The sequence below is a fragment of the Pantoea sp. genome (assembly GCF_028283705.1).
Classification (GTDB): Bacteria; Pseudomonadota; Gammaproteobacteria; order Enterobacterales; family Enterobacteriaceae; genus Pantoea.
In genome coordinates this window covers 208,401-231,998 of sequence record NZ_JAPWKD010000012.1, presented here as the reverse complement: position 1 = coordinate 231,998, position 23,598 = coordinate 208,401, and the positions used below count along the sequence as shown (strand labels likewise).

The 23,598-nt window shown below is 52.1% G+C and carries 15 protein-coding genes; 13 read left to right on the top strand and 2 right to left on the bottom strand.

The features are described 5' to 3' along the window. The first annotated feature begins 122 nt into the window (after positions 1–122). The 4 genes from PW844_RS11550 (at position 123) to PW844_RS11535 (ending at position 8,624) form a co-directional block, all read left to right on the top strand. A complete protein-coding gene (locus tag PW844_RS11550) occupies positions 123–1,115 on the top strand; it encodes a hypothetical protein (protein WP_299451694.1) in 993 nt (330 codons plus the stop codon). A 414-nt stretch (positions 1,116–1,529) separates the two neighbouring features. Then, positions 1,530–3,902 carry a glycosyltransferase gene (locus tag PW844_RS11545; RefSeq protein ID WP_299451693.1) on the top strand — a complete coding sequence of 791 codons (2,373 nt, stop codon included), beginning with the start codon at positions 1,530–1,532 and terminating at the stop codon, positions 3,900–3,902. A 115-nt stretch (positions 3,903–4,017) separates the two neighbouring features. Beyond that, complete coding sequence (locus PW844_RS11540) at positions 4,018–7,473, top strand: glycosyltransferase (RefSeq protein ID WP_299451692.1); 3,456 nt, start codon at positions 4,018–4,020, stop codon at positions 7,471–7,473. After that, positions 7,473–8,624 carry a DegT/DnrJ/EryC1/StrS aminotransferase family protein gene (locus PW844_RS11535; protein ID WP_299451690.1) on the top strand — a complete coding sequence of 384 codons (1,152 nt, stop codon included), beginning with the start codon at positions 7,473–7,475 and terminating at the stop codon, positions 8,622–8,624. Before PW844_RS11540 ends, PW844_RS11535 begins: the two co-directional genes overlap by 1 nt. A gap of 55 nt (positions 8,625–8,679) precedes the next feature. On the opposite strand, the gene PW844_RS11530 is transcribed toward PW844_RS11535, so the two are convergent. Both PW844_RS11530 and PW844_RS11525 read right to left on the bottom strand, forming a co-directional pair. Further along, the gene (locus PW844_RS11530) at positions 8,680–9,825 is read right to left on the bottom strand and encodes a Gfo/Idh/MocA family oxidoreductase (protein ID WP_299451688.1); all 1,146 of its coding nucleotides are present in this window, start codon (positions 9,823–9,825) and stop codon (positions 8,680–8,682) included. Further along, a complete protein-coding gene (locus PW844_RS11525) occupies positions 9,822–11,003 on the bottom strand; it encodes an ATP-grasp domain-containing protein (RefSeq protein WP_299451687.1) in 1,182 nt (393 codons plus the stop codon). Before PW844_RS11525 ends, PW844_RS11530 begins: the two co-directional genes overlap by 4 nt. Positions 11,004–11,294: 291 nt before the next feature. On the opposite strand from PW844_RS11525, the gene PW844_RS11520 reads away from it, so the two are divergent. From PW844_RS11520 to tcyN, 9 genes are all read left to right on the top strand, one after another. Next, positions 11,295–14,234 (top strand): OTU domain-containing protein, encoded by a 2,940-nt coding sequence (locus PW844_RS11520; RefSeq protein WP_299451686.1) that lies wholly within the window; start codon positions 11,295–11,297, stop codon positions 14,232–14,234. A gap of 193 nt (positions 14,235–14,427) precedes the next feature. Further along, complete coding sequence (locus tag PW844_RS11515; protein WP_299451684.1) at positions 14,428–17,415, top strand: OTU domain-containing protein; 2,988 nt, start codon at positions 14,428–14,430, stop codon at positions 17,413–17,415. Between the two features lie 148 nt (positions 17,416–17,563). Further along, complete coding sequence (locus PW844_RS11510) at positions 17,564–18,532, top strand: HNH endonuclease signature motif containing protein (RefSeq protein ID WP_299451682.1); 969 nt, start codon at positions 17,564–17,566, stop codon at positions 18,530–18,532. 143 nt (positions 18,533–18,675) lie between these two features. Continuing rightward, complete coding sequence (locus PW844_RS11505) at positions 18,676–19,398, top strand: RNA polymerase sigma factor FliA (RefSeq protein WP_084875557.1); 723 nt, start codon at positions 18,676–18,678, stop codon at positions 19,396–19,398. A 49-nt stretch (positions 19,399–19,447) separates the two neighbouring features. Further along, positions 19,448–19,951, top strand: a complete 504-nt coding sequence (gene fliZ, locus PW844_RS11500) for a flagella biosynthesis regulatory protein FliZ (protein WP_013509525.1) — start codon at positions 19,448–19,450, stop codon at positions 19,949–19,951. Positions 19,952–20,083: 132 nt separating this feature from the next. Then, positions 20,084–21,070: a D-cysteine desulfhydrase gene (locus PW844_RS11495; protein ID WP_299451679.1), complete on the top strand. Its 987-nt coding sequence runs from the start codon at positions 20,084–20,086 to the stop codon at positions 21,068–21,070. 136 nt (positions 21,071–21,206) lie between these two features. Continuing rightward, complete coding sequence (gene tcyJ / locus PW844_RS11490) at positions 21,207–22,007, top strand: cystine ABC transporter substrate-binding protein (RefSeq protein ID WP_208715439.1); 801 nt, start codon at positions 21,207–21,209, stop codon at positions 22,005–22,007. After that, a complete protein-coding gene (gene tcyL, locus PW844_RS11485) occupies positions 22,007–22,675 on the top strand; it encodes a cystine ABC transporter permease (protein WP_084875548.1) in 669 nt (222 codons plus the stop codon). The genes tcyJ and tcyL overlap by 1 nt, the downstream gene beginning before the upstream one ends. Next, a complete protein-coding gene (gene tcyN, locus PW844_RS11480) occupies positions 22,672–23,424 on the top strand; it encodes an L-cystine ABC transporter ATP-binding protein TcyN (protein WP_299451675.1) in 753 nt (250 codons plus the stop codon). Before tcyL ends, tcyN begins: the two co-directional genes overlap by 4 nt. Positions 23,425–23,598 lie beyond the last annotated feature (174 nt).

The following is a 23,598-nucleotide window of genomic DNA, read 5'->3' as shown; positions in this document are numbered from 1 at the left end:
TATCCGCCTGGACATTGAGCGCGAACATCGCCAAGCGATTACGCCCTCCTTTGGCTTGTTCGGCAGATGGTCCAAACTCGAAGAAAGGGGCATAATTTGCCATCTACCTTCTTACTAAACCAATGACAAGAGCCGAGGAACTCCGAGACCTAATCAAGGCAACGACGAACAAGGAAAAGGAATGTCAGAAATTTCTTCCTGATATCGCGTTGCATCTCGTGCCCTTCAGGGTATCAGCGGACAACATACTGATGACTGGCAGGGAGGAGTCTTGCAGAACCGGGGATTCTGACTTTTCTGTATCAGTCGAAGTCGACAACGGCGCTGTTGGACGCCGCTACGCGTATGTGTGGGAAGTGAAGGCCCCTCAGAAGTATCTATTCCAACTGGATAGCGCCACGAATCGCCTTCGGCCGAGCGACGATTTGTATAGCGCAGAGAATCAGCTCGTCAACTATGTCGCGGAGCTATCCGCAAGCCCGAATTTTCGGATGAAATTCGGGTTGACTGGCATAACTGATGAAGTACGACCGGGTGGAATTATCATCGGTCGCAAGGACCGCTTTGTAAGTGGGAAGGCTGAAGACGCGGACAAAAATGAAGGTCTGGCGCGATTTGCTTTTTCGACACGGGATGCCTACCTATGGAGCCCCGCCGGGATTCGCATCTATACGTGGGATTGGGTTTGTACTCAGTTGGATGAACAACCCTTCGTCCAGCCTGCCGCTGGGCCCGCGATATCAGATTTGTTGCCTGCGGGTACCAATAGTTTGCTTGCATATTCCGCTGAGGCAATTTCTCGCGGCGATGAGCTCTCATTCCGAACTGCCGTAATGGCAGCGTATTCTGCAGTTGAGCTAAAGCTGATGCCAGGTGGATGGGACGGACGCAGTCCTTCCCCGCAACAAGTATTTAATAAAACAATTCGCCCGATTGCGCCGGAAGACATCAATTTCCAGTTCATGTTGCTTTATCAGTCGAGGAACAAAAGCGCTCATGGCTTTGGTGAACATCTTACGGGCCAGACCGCACGGTATGCTCTAAAGGCAGCAAGGGAGATTTGTACCTTTCTTGACCGCATGAACAATGGTCCTGAAGAACCAAGAGACGCGTGAGCATTCACGGATAGAGCGCGGAGGTGCTCGAAGTCTCTACCGAGGTCCCGCTGTGCAGCAGTAGCCAACTTCAGCTTGGATTCGAGGCTATGGCGCTCAACGGTACAGGACTAGGAGCATCAGCTAAAAGCGCAGCAGATTGCAAGCCAGCAGTTCGTCACGAGCACCAATGCATGGGCTAACTATATGCAGGCGGTCAATGCGCGCCAGCCGCAAACAGTCCACCTGACCAGTCCGAATGTCCGCTGTACGTCAACAAACTTGGGTACCACTGTGAACACCACTTGCAACTAGGCAGCGAACAGGCGGCGCGGCGCAGGGTGCCGCCACCGTAGACATGGAGAGCGCATCGCAAGCACTTCAGTCGGGTCGCCGACAGCAGACAATCCGGCCGCAGCCGATCAACGTTTGCCGGTGATTAATCAACTGATCAACGATCAGGATGCCCACTGGTTTATTTTTGTTGAGGCAGGGACGCGTTTTAATGCCTCTGGCCTGATCGCACTGGCGAGTACCTTGCCATCCCGTGATGATGTGCTGGCGTTATATACCGATGAGTATTTCTTCATCAACGGTGAACCCTCAGGTCTGGCATTTCGCCCGGATTTTAACCTCGACATGCTACTCAGTTCGCCGAAAACCATGGCCCAGCACTGGCTGTTCCGCCGTGAATTACTGCTGGCAGCGGAAGGGTTTGACCTCAATTATCCGCAGGCGGCAGAGCTGGATTTGATCGTGAAATTGATCGAATCACAAGGATTGAATGTCGTCGGACACCTGGCGGAACCGCTGGTGACGGCGCACCTGCGTGCACGCGATGTGGTGGTGGATGCCGGGATTATCCAGCGTCACCTGCAAAACCGGGGTTACGCCAATGCCGAAATCGCCCTCGACAATTACTACAACTATCGCCTGCGCTACAACCACGAGGCGCAGCCAAAAGTATCAATTGTGATCCTCGCCGGGCAAAGTTTGCCCGCGTTGATTACCTGCGTGACCACCCTGATGGAGAAGACGCGCTATCAGCATTATGAGCTGCTGATTGTGGCTGACGATCAACACAGCCCGGAACGCGACAACTGGCTGAGTGCCATTGCCACGGTGGATCCACAACGTATTCGCGTCATTCACTATCCGCATCCGTGGCATCAGGGGGCGATGAGCAATCTGGCAGCAGAGCAGGCGCAGGGTGAATATCTGATGTTTATGCACAGTGAGCTGGCGATTGCCGATGGCGACTGGCTGGATAATCTGCTCAATCATGGGCTGCGTCCGGAAGTGGCGATTGTTGGCGGTAAGCAGCTCTCTGCCAGTAATAAAGTCCGTCACGCGGGTTATATTCTGGGCATCAATGGCGTGGTCGGTGATGTGTTGCGTGGCCATGATGATAAAGATCCCAGTGCGCTGGGTCGCCTGCATCTCGATCAGAATTACAGCGCCGTGTCTGGTGATTTTATGCTGGTGCGTTTTGCCGTGTTCGCGGCGCTTAACGGTTTCGACGAAAGCCAGCCGCTGTTTAGCGATGTGGATTTGTGTTTGCGCGCGCGCGAACAGGGGTATCTCACGGTCTGGACGCCTTACGCACGTATCATGCGTGCCGCCGAACGCAAAAGTCCCTTTGCGGGTGTCACCCTCAAGACTGCCGCCCAGCTCAGGCAGCAGGAAGAAGACACGTTGCTGCAACGCTGGCTGCCGCTGGTGGGGCATGACCCGGCCTATAACACCAATCTGTCTCTGCGCAGCCGACACTTTGATATCAGCAATGACAGCGAAATGAGCTGGCGTCCGGTGCAACGAGCCGCGCTGCCGCAGTTGCTGCTGCATCACTCTGATACGGCGGGTTGCGGTCATTACCGCATGTTGCAACCGCTGTATGCCATGCAAATGGAAGGAAAAGCGCAGGGCAACGCCTCGTTATCTTTGCTCAATCTGAGCGAAGTTGCCCAGTATCGTCCCGACAGCCTGATCATCCAGCGCCGTTACGCTCCGGCCTTTCATACGTGGATCGAACGTGCGGGTAAGATGCCGGATATGTTCAAAGTGTTCGAACTGGATGATTACATCCTCAATCTGCCGATGAAGCATTACAACCGTGCCAATTTCAGCCAGGAGATCTCCGGACTGCTGCGTAAAAGCCTGAGCTACTTCGACCGCTTTGTGGTTTCGACACCGCCACTGGCGGAGTCGCTCGCCACTTTCCATCCCGATATCAAGGTGGTGCTGAACCGTCTGCCGGTGAACTGGTGGGGCAACCTGCACAGCCTGCGCGGCCAGGGGCGCAAACCGCGCGTGGGCTGGGCCGGTGGCTCCAGCCATCAGGGCGATCTGGAAATGATTGCCGACGTGGTGAAGGCGCTGGCGAATGAGGTGGAGTGGGTGTTTATGGGCATGTGCCCGGAAAAACTGCGTCCTTACGTCCATGAACATCATGCTGGTGTAGACATCAGTCTCTATCCGGCGGCATTGGCGGCGCTCAATCTCGATCTGGCGCTGGCACCGGTGGAAGACAATATCTTTAACGTCTGCAAAAGCAATCTGCGTCTGATGGAGTACGGTGCCTGTGGTATTCCCGTGATCTGTAGCGATGTGGAATGTTATCGCCACACTGATTTGCCGGTCACGCGCGTTAAGAACCGCTTTAAGGACTGGGTGGATGCGATCCGTATGCACCTCAGCGATGCGGATGCCAGCGAACGCAATGGTCTGGCACTGCAAACCCTGGTGCGGGATGAGTGGATGCTGACCGGTACGCATCTGGACAACTGGTTAAAAGCCTGGACTGTCTGATAACGACGTAAATACCCCGTTTTTGCCCTTTGTTTTGGGGATTGGAGGCAGAGCGGGGTCGCTAGTATAGGGAATATTTGCCGGGCTACATCAGCTACAGAAGAAGCGCACAACGATGACCACCATTCAGGACGAAAACTTCCCTTATTTCATTATTGCGCCGGATTATCGCGAGTCTTCGGCTGGCATACAGGTGATGCATCGCTTGTGCCATCTGTTGAATGAAAGTGGCAGACAGGCATGGATGGTCAATTGCGCCGTTAATCCGGCATGGAATACACCGGTGGTCAGCGGTAAAGAACTGCGGGAGCACCGGCTGCGTGGTGGCCTGTTTACCGCTATCTACCCGGAAGTGATAAGCGGCAACCCTCATCAGGCAGCGATGGTGGTGCGTTACATGCTCAACCAGGAAGGGGTAATTAACGGCAATGCCCTGGAAGCCGGTGCTGATGACCTGTTTTTCTGGTATCGCCCGGAATTTGCTGGCAAACACGCCAATCCGCGCATGCTCAATATCGAGTGCTATGACCTCGACTTGTTCCAGAACGATCAGCCAGAGAAAAGCTGCGACATTCTGTATCTCAACCGTGTACCGCTCTCTGCGGTTGATTTCTCCGCCTTACCGCCAGGCATTGAGATCCTCTCGATGCGCAATCCGCTGACATTGACAGAATTGGCAGCCAAGCTGAAAACGGCGCGAACGTTTTATACCTTTGAGTCATCCGGTACCGCCTTGCTGGCCATTCTGTGTGGCAGCCCAGTGGTGGCGCTCAGGGCGGCAGGTTACGAAAAATATGCCCTGACCGAGGCGACGCTGGCGGAAAATGGTGCTGTCGGCATCTGCTGGGATGACCATCCCGCCACGCTTGAGGCTGTGCGTGCCAATTTATGGCAGATGCGCGATACCTTACTGAAGCGACGTGAGCAGACGCAGGCGCAGATCCAGCAGCTGGTGGATATTACCCAGCAGAAGCTGCGCCAGCACCAGCAGGCGCTGTGGCAGGGACGACTGGAAAACTGGCTGGTGCAACGTAGCCTGACACCCGCTCTGCATGACAGGCTGGCATTAGCCAGCTCGCCGCGTATCCTGGTGGCGGTGTTTAACGATCCCGACCATCCTGAGCATCTCTTGCTGACGTTAGACACGCTGGTGCAACGGCCCGCGTTTGTGCAGGTGGTGGTGATTGCGGCGCAGGATATTACCTTGCCTGCTGACATACTGGCGATTCATGCGGGTGAGTGGCTCAACTGGCTGCAACACGCCAGTGTTGATGCCACCTATGATTGGTTACATTGCATCCCCGCTGGCAGTTTTTACAGCGCGGAAAGCTGGCCAGTACTGGCCCATTTCCTCAGCAGACAAGCGGATGCACTGGCGGTGTACAGCGACGAGCTATGGCTGAACGCGGCAGGTGCAGCGGTGCCACATCTGAAACCCCAGTGGGATTGGGACCTGTTCAGTGCAGCACCTGCGGCATATTTGCAACGATGCTGGTTGTCACGCCAGGCACTGCAACGCTGGCAGGGTGAGGCACGGCAATATCCGCAGGCATTTGAAGTTGCTCTGATGCAGCAGATCACCTTACACGCAGGTGCTGAGACGATCCGACATTACCCGGACCCGCTGTGTATCTTGCCTGAACCGCAGTTGACTGAAGCAGAGAGTCTGGAGACTGGGCGGGTGCTGGAGCATGGCCTGCAGCTGATGGGGTATCCCGCGGCTCAGGTCCATATTCAGCAAGGTCAGACGCTGCAGCTGCTGTATGGGCATACGGCAATGCCGCTGGTCTCGCTGATCCTGCTGGCAGGCAATTCGCTGGCAGAGCTGGAGCGTGCCATCACCAGCCTGCTGCAACATAACAACTGGCCGCATACCGAGCTGCTGGTGGTGAATCATCAGCATGAAGACAGCACCCTGAATACCTGGCTGGCAGGGCTGGCAACCATCGATCCAGCACGCATCCGCGTGATTGAGGTGGCCACCGGCTGGCAGCCTGTTGCATTGCGTAATGCGGCAGCAACGCAGGCCACCGGCGAGTTTCTATGCTTTATTGAGCCGCAGCTGATCTTCCTGCTGGATAACTGGCTGGCAGCGTTGATGAACCATGCGCTGCGCCCGGAAGTGGCGATGGTAGGGCCAAAGTTGATCCACACCGAACAGCATATCCTCTCGGCGGGCGTTATTGCCGGTTATCGCGGGCTGGCGGCACATATTGGTCACGGCGAACGCTGGGATTCATCGGCAATGGGCGGTTATCTGCAAAGCGATCGTCAGTCACGGCTGCTCAATGCTCAGTGCCTGTTGATCCGGCAGCATTGCTGGCAGCAGGCGGGTGGGCTGGACGAAAGCTATAGCGATCCTGCCGTGGCAGAAATCGACTTTGCGCTGAAAATTGCCCAGGCGGGTTATCGCAGTATCTGGACACCGCACAGTGTGGTGGCAACCGAGGGCAATGCGCGCGGATTCAACCCTTCGTCGCCAGAGGCCAGTCAGCTGCGCCAGCATTGGGGACGTGACTTGCTGTGCGATCCGGCTTATCCCCTTAATTACTCGTTGCACGGTGATCCTTTCAGCGTTGATGAGAGCCTGAAACAAACCTGGCCTGCCTTTAGCGAGGCAAACATTCCCCGTGTGGCTTTTGTACATGGCGATCAACATAAGCCCAATAGTGCGCGCTTACTGCAGGTCTTGAGTGTGATGGCACAGCAGCAACAGATTGCACTGCTGACCTATGACGCCTTTACCCCCTGGGTGCTGCTGCGTCTGCAACCGGATATGTTGATCGTTACCGCCGACGTCGCCGAGCGACAACGGGAAAATATTGCGTCGCTAGTGAACCTGAGCGGCTGCCAATGCTATGTCCTGCCGGAAGCCAGTGTCAGCCAGCAATCCGGCTCGAATTTGTTGCAGGCCAGCTGGCTGAACGGCTGGCTGGTGTGGAGCGAAGAATCACAGCTTTGGCTGCAAAAACGTAAGCAAAGCGCGTTTTTGCTGCCGTCGCAGGTCATGATGCCAGAGACAACTCCCGTTCGCGCGCCACGTCACGCACGTCTGCGCGTGTTGTGTGACACCAGTGAGCTGAGCGCGGCGGATAACCGCTTTTTTGCCCGGGTAGTGGGCGAAACTTCAGCATTTATCGACTGGGTGATCCGGGGTGCAGCACCGGCCAGCTGGCTTGGTTCGATTTGCGAAATCCATCGCGTTGCGCCGGGTCCGGTTTCGGCCGACGAACTCGCCAGCCTGCACGTCAACATGGCGGTGCTGTTTCGTCTCAATCTGGACGAAAACCGTGGCAAAGATGATTTGTCATTACTCCATTACCAGGCAGCGGGTCTGCCGGTGCTGTGCAGCGACATTGCTTCGCTCCGGCATCGCGGGTCGGCGAGCCATATCCGTAACAAAGAGAATCTCTGGATAACCGCACTGCGCGACTGGCACCAGCAGACTGAATGGCCGCCGGTTCCCGCGCTCGACCCTGCGTATCAGCTGACAGCAGCCGGGCTTGTGACCTTCTGGCAACAGGCTGGTATCTATTTTCCTGACCGTGACACCGCCCACAGGGGGTTTTGATGAAAAAGATTGCGCCACATTACGACAATAAAAACATTCTGGTCACCAGCCCGTTATTGCCGCCGCTGGAAGAGTTTATTCCTTATCTGGAGAATATCTGGCAGAGCAAATATCTGACCAACGGCGGTCCGTACCATCAGGCGCTGGAAGCAGCGCTGGCGGAGTACCTTGGGGTCAAACATATTTGCCTGTTCTCTAACGGCACGCTGGCCTTAATAACGGCGCTACAGGCATTACGCATCGGCGGAGAAGTGATCACCACGCCTTATTCCTTTGTCGCCACCTCGCACTCGCTGCTGTGGAACGGCATCAAACCGGTATTTGTCGATATTGATCCGGTGACCTGTAACCTCGATCCGGCCAAAATTGAAGCGGCCATTACGCCACAAACCAGCGCCATCATGCCGGTACATTGCTACGGTATTCCGTGCGATACCGATGCGATTCAGCGTATTGCCGATACCTATGGCCTGCGGGTGATTTATGATGCTGCGCATGCCTTCGCGGTGAAGCGTGAAGGCGTCAGCATCCTGAATCATGGCGATTTATCGGTGCTGAGTTTCCACGCCACTAAGGTGTTTAATACCTTTGAGGGCGGGGCGATTATCTGTCCTGATGAGAAAATCAAACGTCGCATCGATTATCTGAAAAACTTCGGTTTTGCTGACGAAACCACCGTGGTAGCGGCGGGTATCAACGGCAAAATGAGCGAATTCCAGGCGGCATTTGGTATGTTACAGCTCAAACACGTTGATGCTGCCTTTGCGGTGCGTCAGCAGATCTATCAGCGCTACGTTGCGGCACTGGCTTCTGTACCCGGTGTGTCACTGTTGTATAGCGATGCGCAAACCGAGTGGAATTATGCCTACTGTCCGTTGTTTATCCATCCGGAACACTTCCCGCTGTCGCGCGATGAACTGTACCAGCGCATGAAAGATGCCGGTATTTATGCGCGTCGTTATTTCTACCCACTGATATCACAGTTCCCGATGTACAAAGGCTACGATTCATCCCATCCCGACAACTTGCCGGTGGCGACCGAAACCTCTCAACAGGTTTTGTGCCTGCCGATCCATCCGACGCTGACCGAAGCTGAGCAGACGCGTATCATTGATATCGTGCTGGCAGCCAGCCAGATCGCGGCAGCCTGAAGACAGACGAAGAGAGCATCTCCCCTGACGCGGGGGAGATGCGATTACTGCAGGGTTAGCTGGCGGCGGTAACCGGCTGGCTGAGCAGATCCAGCAGCGTAACCGGTTGATGCAATGCTGCACTGCGCTGCGCTTTCTCGAGAAAGGTTAAGCCACTCAACGCGGTATCAATACCCAGGCTGTAATCATTATGCTCACCGCGCAAACTGTGCGCGATATCCACGTAATAATTGGCAAAGGCTTCGATAAACCCGGCAGGATGACCGGCTTTGAAGCGGCAGTAGCGAGGCAGATTAGCGATGCGGTTGGCGTTATCGGTACGATCAATTAATGTGACCTGCCCCTGTGCGTTGGTGAGCTTCAGGGTCTCCGGTTCGACCTGGAGCCATTCGGCACTGCCTTTATCACCCATCACCCGGATGCGTAAGCCATTGCGGTAACCCAGAGCGGCTTTGCCATACCAATACTGGCATACCAGGCCGTCTTCATAACGGGAAACAGCATGCACGGTATCGATGATATTGGGCAGCGAGGTGAAGTGGCTATTGATGGCATACACATCGGTTGCCCGGCGTTGCACGACAAAATCCACCAGTTGATGGACATGTACGCCGAGATCGAGAGAGACAGTTGGGATCACCCCGTCGGATTGTCGCCAGCTTTGCGGACGAGCCACTTCCCCGGCCGGATTGCGGCGACTAAAGCCTTCCTGCGGCATTTCCACCAGCACTTGCTGAATATCGCCGAGCTCGCCTTCCGCGATGCGCTGACGCAGTTCGCGCACCATCGGGTAGCCGCTGTAGTTATAAGTGACATACAGACGGCCACCGGTACGTTGCAGGGTACGGTGTACCAGCTGGGCGCTGGCGACGGACTCGACCAGCGCTTTTTCACAAATCACGGCGACGCCGTATTCCAGGCAGCGCACGATCACATCGAGATGATGGGGTGTCGGCAGTAAAATCACCACGGCGTCCAGTTGGGCATGTTCGGCAGCCAGTAAAGCCTCGTAATGGTCATACAGGCGTTCTGCCGGGATCCCCCAAGCCTGTGCCGTTTGCTGGTTAATTTGTGCATCGCGGCTGAAACAACCGGCGACCAGCTGGAACTCGCCATCCATCTGGCAGGCAATTTTATGCGTCTGGCCGATGGCGGAATTCATGCCTCCACCGAGAAAGGCCAGCTTGAGTGGCTGGGTCATAATGATCTCTCCTGTTGTATCGACGGGTTGAGATATTGGTTCAGATGAGGAGTCAGCTCTGCCAGCGTGGTCAGGCTGTTGCATTCGGCAAACACCAGACCCGCGCGATCGCGTGGTGCGGCCTCCAGCGCGTCGCCTGGCATTTTCAGCGGGATCACATCCAGAATCTGTGCCGGCAGCGCCGCGAAATGGAAGCCAGGGAAACGGGTCGGCTGGGCCACCGAGACGGTATGACGGGCGATAAAACGCTGGCGTACCGGACGGCGCTGATCAAAATGGTCGTCCAGCCTGATAAAAGGGGCGACGAAGTGGCTACAGTAAGGCACTTCGGTGGAGAGGCTGATCAGGCGGCTGTAGAGATCGCCAGGACAACGGCGCGTCAGTTCGATCAACCAGAAATCGTTGCCATCAGTCATAAACTGGGTGTGCAGCAGGCCATCAACCAGACCAAGTTGTGCGGTTAGCGTCGCCAGACAGTCACTGACCCGATCCTGCATTGCGCTACTGAGCTGGGTGGTGAGGGAGCTGCTGTTGACCTGCCACGGGTAAACGGTGCAAAACTCATCGACAAAGAATTCACAGACGATTTCACCTTTGCGGATAAACGCGGAATGGCTGTGCAGCGAACCCTGAATAAATTGTTCAATCAGCGCCTCGCCGCTGCGCGATGCCTGGCGGGCAGCAGCAAAGGCGGCGGGTAACTGTGCACGTTCGCTGATATGCGTAATTCCCAGTCCACTGTACGCATCCACGGGTTTCACGATTAATGGTAAAGGGAGCGATTCGCTCTCACTCAGCTGCTCAACAGCGGCAGGCACCGGGAAATGGTTGGCCTGTGCCCAACTGCGGAACTGGTCTTTCTGAAACAGCGTGTCACTCACCTCGGGAGAGTCGAATCCCGGGAACCCGAGTTGGTCAGCCACGCGTGAGCCGGTGAGATAAGACACATCGGTGACGCCGGGCAGCAAGGCAGAAATGCGCCATTCACGACACAAATCAATCACCTGCTGGACATCACCATAGTTAACCGGGCTGCTGTCATCAGCGCAGCGATGGCCGGGGTCCTGGTTTTTACTGCCACAGACCGCAGTGCGATAACCCTGCTGGCGTAACACATCGAGAAAGGGCAGTGATGCGAATCCCGCATCCAGCAGCAGCGCCCGTGAGGGTGAAGACATGGCGTCCAACCTTAACCTGAGTAAATTTAACGGCTTTATTTTATGCAGCAGGCAGGGGGAACAATGGCTTAAACAGACGGGCTTTTTGGCCTGATTTGCCGGGTTTTGCCAGGGTGTGGCAGCAAGACGCTTCAGCGTGACGATAAAATCGTGATGCAGGTCGGTTTGTGAACAAGTCTCAGGGAAGGAGAGCAGGATTTCAGGTAAAAAAGGGGCTGCTATAGTCGGTGAACTGACGCGCCCGCGTCAGATTTAATGATGGAATATTATCGGCCTGATAAGGAAACAATTATGCCTGATGCAAATAATGTTAATTCGGTAGTCAATTTCAATCGGCAATCAACATTATCCACGCCAGCAACCTCGCAAATCAGAACCTCAGCTGTCACATCGTTAGCAAATAGTTCGGCACGGCTATCATTACCGCCACAGTTAATGCCCGCACGGATTTTATCGCGCGCAACCAGTTTATCCTTACCCCTGTTATCCTCCCGCAGCAACGTGGATAATCAGTTTACCCGATCAATTCGTACGGTATCTCCGGTCACAATTCCTACTTCACAGCGACCCTCTCCGGTATTGGCAATGGCATGCAGCCGCGATGTGAATAATAAAAAACAGCGTATCACGGGTGATTGGGGAGTAAAGGGTATATTGCAATCTGCGGATAACATAAAGAATGCTATAAAAGAAAAAAAATTTATCAGGAAAAATGCGGCTCAGCAGCTGGCGAAACTCTCACTGAATAAGCATGAGAATAATCAGGCTGAACAAATTAAACAGGATATATTAAGAAACATACGCCAGCCCGGCAGATGGAATCATCAGGCGATTGATATTGCAGTGGCGGCGCTGGCGAATGCATTTAACCTTCACTTGAATATTTATGACGCCGATTTGGGTTTTTCTGTTAATATTGGGCAATCACCAACACCACAAAAGACGATAAATTTACAAAGGATCAGGGTTCATGATCAGGAACATTATCAACTTATCGATGATTCCGGCGTCGTTCGCGATGTAGCGGCGGATGGGAATTGCCTGTTCACGACAGTATCTATTGGGCTGTACGGCGATGAAGATTCCTGGGGATATTTAAGGAGTGAAACAGCGAGTCATATTAATGAACATTGGGATGATTATAAAGAATTTATTGAGCAAACATCGGAAGGTACATCATTAAATGAACGCTTGTCAGAACTGACGGAAAGTAAACCGCATATTAAAGATAACATCCTCGATATTACCGCGCGAATGCTGAAAGAGAATTTATACAGTTTTATTGGACGGTACGTAACGCCGGTGCAGGTCATTGCTAAAGCAGATGAAGTAACTTTACGAAACATGTTGCATCACTTTTTATCGATCTATGATGTGAAAAAGCTGGCTGAAATAAAGCAAGCCATTACTCGTTGGCAACTGGACCCGGTGGAAGAAAAACGACAGCTGGGGCGTTTACAAACGCTGGCAGAACGTTCTCAACATAGCCTGCGCTGCCTGGAGTTTCGTGAGCAGGCCGGTCAGCAAAAACACAAAGATGTTAATTCACTGAAGATTTTTGCGACGGCCATCAGCAATGATCTGGTGAGCATTATGGTGGGTACAGGAATCAATCCTCATCAGCTGCTGGCCTTTCTTGAGGCAACCGAAGCCGCGAATCTGATACAGGAAGCCGGTTTGCTCGGAGCCACCTGTGAGGATCTGGCTGATATCTTACAGGGGACGGCAGAAGATCCTGATTTACCAGCCGAATACATGCGCATTAAGGAATACTCGGTCCAGCGCCAGATTGAACAGTTAAAAGAAGATTTTGAAGAGAGTCTTGTTGCCCTTGCTCAGTTTGATCATGATATCGATGCCGACGGTTTTTTCATTATGAGCGATCGGCAATTAGATGATAATTATAGTCCGGAGAATTATAACCACACCGATAAACTAGATGATGTAGTGAGCCGGGAAGGTGTTAATAAAAAAGATGTTATTGCTCACCGAAGCAGGCGTTTATTAGAGAAGCTTTTTATGCAGCGTGTGGCGGTTAACCATCTTTTTGAGGATGTAATCTATAACGGCCCGCTGTTTATGGTGAGGAGCGTAATTAATCCTGAGCAAAGGGAGGTGTATTATGATGGTGAAATCAGTGAAAAAAGTGTCAGGCATCATCTTAACAATAATCGCGCAGCCAGATTAGCCAGCCTGAAGCAATATATGGCCGGTGCGCCTTTTATACTTGGTGAGGGGGAACCGGTTAAGGATATGAACCTGGATGGTCTCAACTATGGTGATAAAGGATTGAGTATTGAGACATTAAACCGGGAATTGATCGATAATCCGGCTGTCTCGATATTTCGCCTGAATCGTATTGGTCTCTGGAGTAATACGGTAATTCCTAAAATCACCCAAACCGGGGTAATGGATTTTCACTGGATGGATGAGTTAAAGGATGATACGGTCGAGGCCTTATTTCAGGGGGTGAGAAACCCGGGAAATAATGATGAGCTGGATAGCTTGTTATTATTCTCATCGTTAATTCGCATCGGAAAGATAATTAAAGGGGATGAATTCGATGAACACCAGATTGCAGGACTTATCGAAGAAGGCCTTGAACCCTTTAATCTGGGGAAATTATCATTTACCCTGGACGAGCTTGCCCATCTGTTGTTTTTACTGCCGTATGGCGTAGACGGGGGACGGGGTATTATTGATATTGCCACAAAGATCGATGAAGAATGTGCGGAAGGCGAAGTACCTTATAGCCCAGTCGCTGACTGGAAAATGCTGGTAACTACGTTGGCCGATGAAAGAAGGTTCAGAGAAAGACTCCAGTTACGTTTGCAGGTTTTACAGGAAAAAATTGATCATATTCCTCTTCCGGCGTTCTGCCGCTATTTAGCCCGACAAGGGAATATGATAGTTATCGAGGAGGACGAATCGCAGGAGTTTCTGGCTTACTATGAACCAACAGGTCAGGTTGTTTTTACGCCACCGGCAGAGCAGCCAGACCAACCTTTCATGGTGCTGCGTCCTGATTCCTTAGAAGTCTATGATGGCAGAGAAGCAGAACCGATCGAATTCTCCCGCTTTGAACAAACTAATTTCTCTGCCCTGCGGGCAATTATTGAAACTGAGGCAATCCGTTTTTCGAATATACGTATGCGCAAACCTACTGATGCGGAGAATCGGGAGGCTTTAGAACAATTTGCGCTGAACATCTTAGCGCACCATAAAGGCTAAAAACTCAGTAGCGGTGCGATTTATCGTACCGCTACTGAATATGCCAAAAACAGAGGAGGTACATCAGAGAGCAGAGATTATTGTGTTTTTATTTCGTACCAGGAATATAAAAAGCCTGTTGTAATGTCGCTGAGCAAATATGCCTGGCGTCAGATTAAATGATGGATTATCAAGGCTTAAGAAGGAATATATCATGCCAGACTTCCATAATGTTCATTCATTAGTAAATTTTAATCGCCAGTCCACATTATCTACCCGCCCACCTGCATTGAAAAAAATAACAACGGTTGCATCTTTAAATAATACCACCACAACAATTGCTTCACGTATTATGCCACCACCACTTCGGCCAGAGCGGAATTTATCCTCTGCTGCCAGTCAATCTTTCCCTTTCCGCAACCATGCAGACAGTAAATTTATCCGGTCAATTCAAAAAATAGCGCCATTTAGCATCGCGCAGAAAAGACCGTCTTCGGTTATGGAGATTACCCGTGGTCGCAAAGAGCAAATTAAAAGCAAACGCTTTGATCCGTGCTGGGGCGCGAGTGATATATTAAAATCAGGGAGTGAAGCAAGACATAATGCAAAAGTAAAAAAATCGATCCAAAAAAACGCCACACAGTTGCTGGAAAAACTTTCATTACAGACGAAAGAGAAAAGTGAAAGCGAAAAAGCAAAAGAAAATTTATTAAGTTGCATTCGTGAGGAAGGCAGATGGGATCATGATGCCATCGATATTGCCGTGGATGCGCTGGCTAATGCCTGCAATATACGAATCCGAATCTATGATGCTGATGTGGGAATGATTGCTGATGCCGGTCAGGAGCAGAATGCACAGAGAACCATTAATTTACAAAGAGTCAGGATTCGCGGTTATGAGCATTATCAATTTATCGATAATGCAGGTTACGTGCATGATGTGGCGGCCGATGGCAATTGTTTGTTTCGCTCAGTATCCATGGCGTTGTACGGCGATCAAGACTCCTGGATTTATTTAAGAGGCCAGACAGCAGATCATATTGAAAATCACTATGATATTTATCGGGAATTTGTTCGGGTAGCACCGTTAGAGCTGGCACCAGATATAACCGGGCAGGAAAAAAAACTTGAAGATCTCTTGCCAGATCTTACGCTAAGTAAGCCACACGTTAAGGATACTATTCTGGATAATTTCTCAACGTCGTTGCAAAAGGATTTATGCAGTTTTATCGGGAAAAATCTTACACCATCACAAGTCATTACTGAAAAAGACCTAAGGATTCTGAGAAACGTATTGCATCATTTTTTATCGATCTACGATGCCAATAGATTGGCAGGAATAAAGGAAGCTATTGCCAACTGGATAGATGACCCGGTGGAGCAAAAGAGAATCTTCGGTCATTTACAACGACAGATGGAGCGAGCGCAGGAGGGTCTGCATAACCTTGATTTTGAGGAGCAGGTTAGCAGGCAAAAAATCAAGGAAATGAGTTCACTGAAGATTTTTGCTGATGTCATTAACAATGATCTCGTGACCGTTCTGTTAGAACCCGGAATCAATCCCCACCAGCTGCTGGCTTTCCTTGAGCAGGCAGAAGCCGCAACATTGATACACAAAACGGGATTATTGGGAACCGCACTGGAAGACCTGGGGGAAATTGTGCGGGATGCGGAAGAAGATCCTGATTTACCCGAGGATTGCCTGCGCATAAAAGAACCCGCGGTTCAGGAACAGATAGAGAATTTAAAAGAGTGCTTTGAGAAAGATTTGATCGAACTGGCACACTTTGTTAATAACGTCGATTTTGAAGGACATTTCTTTCTGAATGAGCGGCAATTAGACGAGAACTATAGCATCGAAAATTATAATTACACTGACAATCTTGATGATGTTGTCGCCAGGGATGGAGTAATTAAAGAGGATTTGGTCGCTAACCGGAACAGGCGATTGTTAGAGCTACGTTATATGCAACGCCTTCCCATGAATAATCTACAGGAGAATGCGGAATATAATAGTCCGTTATTTATGATGAGGAGTATTATTAATCCGGAAGAGAGGGGGTTGTATTATGATGGCAATCTTAGCGAAAAGAGCATCAGGCATCACCTCAGCAACAATCGCGCAGCCCGTATGGCCAGTCTGAGGCAGCATATGATCGCAGCACCGTTTATTCTCGGTGAAGGTTTGCCCATTACCGATATGAATCTGGAAGGCATCCCTTATGGGGATAAAGGATTAAGCTATAAAATGCTCAGGGAGGAATTAATAGATAATCTCGCTATCTCAATATTTCGTCTCAATCGTATTGGTCTCTGGAGCAACCTGCATATCCCGGAAATAACCCGCACCGGGAAAATAGATTTTCACTGGATGGATGAACTCAGAGATGATTCGCTTGAGTTATTATTTCACGCGTTCAGAAATCCTGAGAAAAACGACGACTATGATAGTTTATTATTGTTAACTTCATTGAAGAATATTGGCAAAAAACTTAATGGAGAAAAGTTTGACGAGCACCAAATTGGGAAGTTAATTCAGGATGGACTGTATCCCTACACACTGGAAAGGCTATCACTGAAACTGGATGATTTGGCATATCTGCTGTTTTTATTCCCAAATGGTGTGGATGGCGGGAGGGGTATCCTTGATATTGCTGCGAAGATCAATGAAGAACGTACCGAAGGCGAGCCTCCTTATCATCCTCACGCGGACTGGAAAAAGCTGGTGTCCTCGCTAGCGCTGGATAAAACCAGGCGGGCCAGTTTCGAAGAGCGTTTTCAGGTGTTGCAAGCAACCATTGATGCGATTACGGGGCCGCAGCTCTGCAGCTATCTGGCCCGGCATGCGAATATGATGGTGATTGAGGAAAACGCGGTGCGCGACTTTGTCGCTTATTATCAACCGAACGGAGTGGTCAGTTTCATACCACCCGCCGATCAGCCAAATGAACCCTGGCTGTTGCTGCGTCCGGATTATTTAGAGGTTTACGATGGCGAAGGGGTATCACTCGGTGAATTTTTCCGTTTTGAAAATACCGGTTTTTCCGCACTGCGCGCCATTATTGATTCTGAAGCGTCGATTTTCTACGATACTCACGGTCGTTTACCGACCGATTCAGAAAACCGGGAGGCGCTAGAGCGTCTTGCTAAACAAATTTTAGCGTTGCATAAAGCGCAGGAAACCCGCCAAAATTCTGTCTGACAGGTTATCTTTCCGCAGCGGCACGATTCAGCGTGCCGCTACCATAAAAAAAGTAACCATCCTGTTACAGAACCCGCCTAATCTGCCGATAACCCCTTTCAGAATCACACCAATTATTGCCTTATTTTTTCCATTTTCTGGGGTGTCTATGCGCTTCAATTATGACTTGTTACCCGGTGAGCTACTGACTTTTGAAGAGATCGCATTGCGCTACACGCAACAGCATCCTGACGAAAAAGAGCTTACCGCCCGCGGGTTGCTGAGCCCGTCAACCAGCTATCGCAATTTGATTATCCGCGCAGTGTTTGCCCAGCAGGAGATCAATAGCCCGCTGGAAGATCTGTTATTTGTCTCGGATGATAACGAACGTAAAAACTATCTGCGCCGTTTTGAGCATTACCTGAAAAACCAGCAGGCTTTCCTTTATTTCCGTCGTACTGATGAAATAAAGAAAGAAAATCGCTGGAAGGTGGTGGGGGAAACCCGGGTCTATGCGATGCTCGATCCGCATTCTGCCGAGGCGCAAAACATGCTGGCGAGCCGTGGTTTTAAGCTGGTACTGATGCGCCAGAATGAAGAGGATGAATACTGGCAGTTGTTCGACCCACAGGCGCACCCTTGTTTCCCGCTGTCACGCAAAGTGCAATTCCTGGTGGTACTGAGTACGCCGCAACATAAAGTACCGATCGCAGTGATGCCTGGCATCGAAGTGGGCAGGCGGGTTAAAGCCAGAGTTTTCCAGCGCGACAGCCAGGCCGAATTTAGCGCCGCGGTTAAGGCGCGTTATGGTGCCTGCATTATCACTGGTACCCGGCTGACCGAGCGCCATAGCTGGCCCTGGGTTGAAGCCTGCCATATCGATACCCAGGAAAATGATGATGGATTTCTCGCCGATAATAGCGTGGACAACGGTTTGTTCCTGCGCAGTGACTTACAACGGCTGTTTATCAACCGAATGTTAAGCATTGATGCGGAAACCGGCCAGGTGTTGTTCAAATCACAACTGGAAAGCGACGATAACATTAATCCTTTTTATCAGCTGCTTGAGGGTAAAACCTGTGCACTGTGGGATGCGGTGCCGCCCGGCACGCGGCAGCGTCTGCGTAATCTGCGTTAATCTCCCGATGGATGGCGGCTCATGATGCTGCCATCTATTACAAATTTGAAATAACCGCGCTTTGCCCGCCTATTCACCCAATCAAAACACCCTACAGAATTGGATAATCATGCCGATAACTTTACTAACGCAGGGTAGTCAACGTGAACGATCTCTATACCGCCGATGGCGTGATGGATAAACATTCGCTCTGGCAGCGCTACGTTCCTCTGGTGCGGCATGAAGCGCTGCGTCTGCAGGTGCGCTTGCCAGCCAGCGTTGAACTTGACGATCTGCTGCAGGCCGGTGGCATTGGTTTACTGAACGCCGTGGAACGCTACGACGCGTTACAGGGTACCGCCTTTACCACTTATGCCGTGCAGCGCATCCGGGGATCAATGCTGGATGAATTGCGTAGCCGTGACTGGGCACCACGCAGCGTTCGCCGCAATGCGCGCGAAGTGGCGGGTGCGATGCATCAGGTAGAACAAGCGATGGGGCGCGCGGCTACCGAGCAGGAAGTGGCTGAGCAATTGAATGTTTCGCTGGAAGAGTATCGGCAGATTCTGCTGGATACCAATAACAGCCAGCTCTTCTCCTACGACGAGTATCGGGAAGAACACGGTGACAGCGCAGAGCTGGTGACGGAAGGGCATGAAGAAGCCAACCCGCTTCATCAACTGATGGAAGGGAATCTGCGTGAGCGCGTAATTGAAGCGATCGAGGCATTGCCCGAGCGTGAAAAATTGGTGCTGACACTGTACTACCAGGAAGAACTGAACCTGAAAGAGATTGGCGCGGTGCTTGAAGTGGGCGAATCCCGCGTCAGCCAGCTGCACAGTCAGGCGATTAAACGCCTGCGTGCCCGATTAACGGGAGCGCGCTGACAGAATCAGTTCCTGGCGATCCAAAAATAATAAAACCGGGGACTCAGCAATGGGAGCCAAATCCAAAGCCAGACCTTTAAGTCGCTACCTTAAAGACTACAAGCACAGCCAAAGCAATTGTTCGCACTGTGGCAAAGTTCTTGACCGTATGGCGTTAGTGTTCCGTGGCCAGATTATCAATAAAGAGGCCATCGCACGGATGGACCAGATGATTGACGATCAGGTCTGGATGAAACTCCAGCCGGAATTGACAGCCTTGTGTCGTTTTTGCAGCGATATTTTTTGTAATACTCATCCGAATTACTTCGATATCATGGCGTTCAAACAATACCTCTTTGAACAGACTGAGATGAGTCACAGCACCATTCGTGAATACGTGGTGCGGTTACGTCGTCTCGATGACATGCTTAAGGCGAAAAACTTCCCGGCAGAACGCTTGCGGGGCAACAGCTGGCATGAATGTCTGGAGAACGATTTACCTGATGCCGGTAACAACAACTACCGCATCGCTTTGCGCAAATATGACCAGTTTTTAGGCTGGCAGCGCAGTTAACTGTGATCCTCCCCTCTGTTGTTGTCGAAGACGTCAGCAACAGGGACCGCACCCGGTGATTTCCGGGTGCGACTTCTCTCATCTTCTGCAACACTGTAAGAATAATCGCACTTAGCCCGAATGGAGGCTGCATTGTCCTTACATCTTTTGCACCAGTATCCCCGTCTTGAATTACTCGGTGCACCCACGCCGCTGGAACACCTGCCACGTCTGTCTGACTATCTGGGCCGTGATATTTTCATCAAACGCGATGATTTCACGCCGATGGCGTTCGGCGGCAATAAACTGCGCAAACTTGAATTTCTGGCGGCCGATGCCCTGCGCGAAGGCGCGGATGTGTTGCTGACCGCTGGCGCTATCCAGTCGAACCATGTCCGCCAGACTGCTGCTGTCGCGGCACGTCTCGGCCTGAAATGCGTGGCGCTGCTGGAAAACCCGATTGGTACCCACGCCGCAAACTACCTCAGCAACGGTAATCGTCTGCTACTCGATTTGATGGATGTTGAAGTGGTGATGGTGGAGGCGTTACACAACCCAACCGCACAGCTGGCGGAGCAGGCAATCCGCCTTGAAGCGCAGGGATTCCGTCCTTATGTGGTGCCCGTTGGCGGCTCCAATGCGCTCGGGGCGCTGGGATATGTCGAGTGCGCGCAGGAAATCGCGCATCAGAGCGAAGGGGTAGTGGATTTTGCTGCGGTGGTTGTCGCGTCCGGTAGCGCCGGTACCCATGCCGGTCTGGCGATTGGTCTGGAACAGCTGCTGCCAGATAGCGAGCTGGTGGGGGTGACCGTTTCGCGTAAGGTGGCCGATCAATTGCCAGTGGTGGAGCGCATCCGCAGTGCGCTGGCACAGCAGCTGGAGGTCACCGCTCAGGCACCGATTACCCTGTGGGATGACTATTTTGCCCCGCGCTACGGTGAACCGAACGAAGAAGGGATGGACGCCGTCAAGCTGCTGGCGCGGCTGGAAGGCATCATGCTTGACCCGGTGTACACCGGCAAAGCCATGGCCGGTCTCATTGATGGTATCAGTCAGCAGCGCTTCCGCCGCGAAGGACCACTATTATTTGTTCATACCGGCGGTGCGCCCGCGTTATTTGCTTATCATCCTTCGGTCTGAGGCGCGGCTGAAAAAAGGTTTATAATCCGGCCGTTATTTGACTTGCCCGGTTAAGTAGCGCTAATAACGATAGTGCGGCAGATGTGGTTTTTGCCGCCTCACAACACACAACTCACAAATAATAAATGGGGTAATTATGGCTTTCTCACAGATTCGTCGCCAGCTGGTGATGGGCGTGATGGCGGTGGCGTTAGTCGCTGGCTTCAACGTGAAAACCTTTGCGGCAGAAAATCTGCTCAATAAAGTTAAAGAGCGCGGTACGCTGCTGGTGGGTCTGGAAGGGACGTATCCACCGTTCAGCTTCCAGGATGAAAACGGCAAGCTGACCGGTTTTGAGGTGGAGTTTGCTCAGCAACTGGCCCAGCATCTCGGCGTCAAAGCCAGCCTGAAACCGACCAAATGGGACGGCATGCTGGCGGCGCTGGATTCAAAACGCATTGACGTCGTCATCAACCAGGTCACTATTTCTGACGAGCGTAAGAAGAAATATGACTTCTCCACGCCATACACCATTTCCGGTGTGCAGGCGCTGACGTTGAAGAAAAACGCGGGCAGCATCAGTAAGCCGGAAGATCTCTCTGGTAAGAAAGTGGGCGTTGGCCTCGGTTCTAACTATGAGCAATGGCTGCGCGATAACGTCAAGGGTGTAGATATCCGCACCTATGATGATGACCCGACCAAATATCAGGATCTGCGTTCTGGCCGTCTTGATGCCATCCTGGTTGATCGCCTGGCTGCGCTGGATCTGGTGAAGAAAACCGGCGATACCATGGCAGTGGCCGGTCCGGCCTTCTCCCGTCTGGAATCGGGTGTGGCACTGCGTAAAGGCAATGATGATTTGCTGAACGCGATTAATGCCGCCATTGCTGAGATGCAAAAAGATGGCTCGCTGAGCAAGCTCTCCGAGAAATGGTTCGGCGCGGACGTCACTAAATAATGCAGGAAAGCCTACAACTGGTGCTGGATTCAGCACCATTTCTCCTTAAAGGCGCGGTGTTCACCCTTCAGCTGAGTATCGGCGGGATGTTCTTTGGCCTGATACTTGGCTTTGTGCTGGCATTGATGCGCCTGTCCCACTTCTGGCCAATTAACTGGCTGGCCCGCATTTATGTCTCGATCTTCCGCGGTACCCCGCTGATCGCCCAGCTGTTTATGATCTACTACGGTCTGCCGCAGTTCGGTATCGAGTTGGACCCGATTCCTTCCGCGATGATTGGCCTGTCGCTTAACACCGCGGCCTATGCCTCGGAATCGCTGCGTGGTGCCATTGCGGCGATTGAACGTGGACAGTGGGAAGCGGCCGCCAGTATCGGTATGACGCCGTGGCAGACACTGCGGCGCGTGATCCTGCCGCAGGCGGCGCGGACGGCATTGCCGCCGCTGGGCAATAGCTTTATCAGCCTGGTGAAAGACACCTCGCTGGCGGCGACCATTCAGGTGCCGGAGTTATTCCGTCAGGCGCAGCTGATCACCTCGCGTACCCTTGAGGTGTTTACCATGTATCTGGCCGCGTCGGTGATTTACTGGGTGATGGCCACGGTACTTTCTGCCTTGCAGAACCGGCTGGAAGCGCATGTAAATCGTCAGGATCGGGAGGTGAAATGAGTGCCATTGAAGTTCGTCAGCTGGTGAAGCAATTTCACGGCCAGACGGTGCTGCACGGTATCGATCTGGACGTGGCTTCCGGCGAAGTCGTCGCTATTATCGGACCGAGTGGCTCGGGTAAAACCACGTTATTACGCAGTATCAACCTGCTGGAAGTGCCGGACAGCGGGCGCATCAGGGTCGGGGATATCTCGGTCGATGCCGCACTGGGCATCCACAAGCAAAAAGAGTTGGTTCGGCGTCTGCGTCAGCAGGTTGGTTTTGTGTTCCAGAACTTCAATCTGTTTCCTCACCGCTCGGTGCTGGAAAATATCATTGAGGGGCCGGTAATCGTCAAAGGCGAGCCGAAAGCGGAAGCCATTGCGCGCGCGCGCTCGCTACTGGAGAAAGTCGGTTTGCAGGGTAAGGAAGAGAGCTTCCCACGCCGGTTGTCCGGTGGACAGCAGCAGCGCGTGGCGATTGCGCGTGCGCTGGCGATGCGGCCGCAGGTGATTTTGTTTGATGAACCGACGTCCGCTCTCGATCCTGAGCTGGTGGGGGAGGTGCTGAATACCATTCGCGCGCTGGCGGAAGAGAAACGCACCATGGTCATCGTCACCCACGAAATGAGTTTTGCCCGTGATGTCGCTGATCGCGCGATCTTTATGGATCAGGGACGCATTGTAGAGCAGGGGCCGTCAAAGGCGCTGTTTAGCAACCCACAGCAGGCGCGTACCCGGCAATTTCTCGATAAATTCCTTAGTCAATAATCCTCAACGCCGCAATTCAGTTGCGGCGTTTTTTACTCTTCTGACTCGATTATTCCCTGGCTGAATAGTAGGTGAAATATTCTTAATTGTGAGGGGTGTTGATATTCTGTTGACAGTGACGGTGGTTACTGGTCGTTTAAATAAATGAAGTAAATCATTAGCCTGCTTATTTAC